Annotated in this window: 1 protein-coding gene; it reads left to right on the top strand. The window is 63.2% G+C overall.

The window, feature by feature from the left end; genetic code table 11:
- Window positions 1-2,045, top strand: a 2,045-nt coding sequence (locus PQR67_RS38075; protein ID WP_408467930.1) for a non-ribosomal peptide synthetase, incomplete at both ends; no start/stop codon positions are given.

Genomic DNA, 2,045 nt, shown 5'->3' with positions numbered 1-2,045 from the left:
AGGCGATGGCGCAGTTCGAGCTGACGCTGAATACGACGGAGGCGTTGGACGGGACGATGTCGGCGAGTTTCGTGTACGCCCGCGAGCTGTTCGATGCGCAAACGGTCGAGCGGCTGGCGGAGCACTACGTGGCGTCGCTGAACGCGCTCGTGTCCGGTCGGGTGTCGACGGCTGCGGACGTCGAATTGATGAACGACGCAGAGCGCGCGGGTCTGCTGGCAAGCTCGAAAGAGCGACGCACGTTCGCCGTGACCGAACCGCTTCACGTGTTGATCGAACGGCACGCTGCCGCGACGCCGCAGGCAACCGCCGTCGTTTTCGAAGGCAACGCGTTGAGCTATGCCGAGTTGAACGCGCGCGCGAATCGCATGGCGCATCGGCTGATCGAAGCGGGCGTGAGGCCGGAAGTGAAAGTCGGCGTCGCGATGACACGCTCGGCGGATCTGATTGTTGCCTTGCTCGCAGTCCTCAAATCCGGTGGTGCCTATGTGCCGCTCGACCCGTCGTATCCGGCGGAACGCATCGCCTACATGTCCGCGGACAGCGGCATTGCGGTGTTAGTCGTTGAGCAGACCGATCGTGCCGACGAAGCCGAAACAGAAACGGACAAGCCGGCAGCGGCCGTGCGCATTGTCGAATTCGATTCGAAGCGCGACACGCAGTCCTGGCCCGCGCATAACCCGAATGTCGCGGTCCACGCCGACAACCTAGCGTACGTGATCTACACATCGGGCTCGACGGGTAAGCCGAAGGGTGCGCAACTGACCCATCGCAATGTCACGCGCTTGCTGGCCGGCACACGTGAATGGTTCGATTTCGGTCCGGCCGATGTCTGGACGATGTTCCATTCGTACGCGTTCGATTTTTCCGTGTGGGAAATTTTCGGGGCACTGTGCCATGGCGGACGGCTGGTGGTCGTGCCGCATATCGTCAGCCGTTCGCCCGATGAATTCGCCGCGCTGCTGCGTCGTGAACGTGTGACCGTGCTGAACCAGACGCCGTCTGCATTCCGTCAACTGATGCTGGCGCCTTCGCTCTTCAGCGATGTGGGCAGCAAGTCCGGCCAGCGGCTCGCCTTGCGCGCAGTGATTTTCGGCGGGGAGGCGCTGGAATTGCACAGCCTGCGGCCGTGGATCGCGCATTTCGGCGACGCCCGGCCACAACTGATCAACATGTACGGTATTACTGAAACCACGGTTCACGTCACGTATCGGAGAATCATCGCGCGCGATCTCGACGATACCGACGCGCCGCGCAGTCCGCTCGGCAAACCGATTCCCGACCTGGGCCTCTACGTGCTGGATGCTGCGCGCAATCCTGTTCCAGCCGGCGTTGAGGGTGAGCTGTATGTGTCCGGGGCGGGGTTGGCGCGCGGCTACCTGAACCGCGCGGCGTTGACCGCGGAGCGCTTCGTGCCCGATCCGTTCGGTGCTGAGGGCGGCCGTCTTTATCGCACCGGTGATCTCGCGCGACGCCGCGCCGACGGCGAAATCGAGTATGTCGGGCGAATCGACCATCAGGTCAAGATTCGCGGCTTCCGGATCGAACTCGGCGAAATCGAGTCGCAACTGACTGCGCAAGCGGGCGTGCGTGAGGCCCTGGTGATTGCGGAGCAGGGCGCGGGCGCCGCACGGCTGATTGCGTATGTGTGCACCAAGGCGGGTGTACACGTGGACGCACAGAGTTTGCGCGCGGCGTTGCTTAACGTGTTGCCGGATTACATGGTGCCTGCCGCGTTTGTCGTGATGGACGCGTTTCCCTTGACGTCGAACGGCAAGGTAGATCGCAAGGCGCTGCCCGCACCCGAGCAAAGCACAACCGCGAACCACACAGCACAGAACGAAGCGCCGGAAGGCGCAGTCGAAACCGCGCTTGCCGCGATCTGGCAGGACGTGCTGGGTGTGGAGCAGATCGGCCGTCACGCGAACTTCTTCGAACTCGGTGGCGACTCGATCCTGAGCCTGCAGATCGTGGCGCGTTTGCGCCGTGTGGGCCTGAAGATCACGCCGAGGCAACTGTTCGAACGTCAGACGGTGGCATTGCTC

The organism is Paraburkholderia fungorum, assembly GCF_046026025.1.
In the GTDB taxonomy this organism is placed as follows: domain Bacteria; phylum Pseudomonadota; class Gammaproteobacteria; order Burkholderiales; family Burkholderiaceae; genus Paraburkholderia; species Paraburkholderia fungorum_E.
This window is presented reverse-complemented; position numbering and strand designations above follow the sequence as displayed.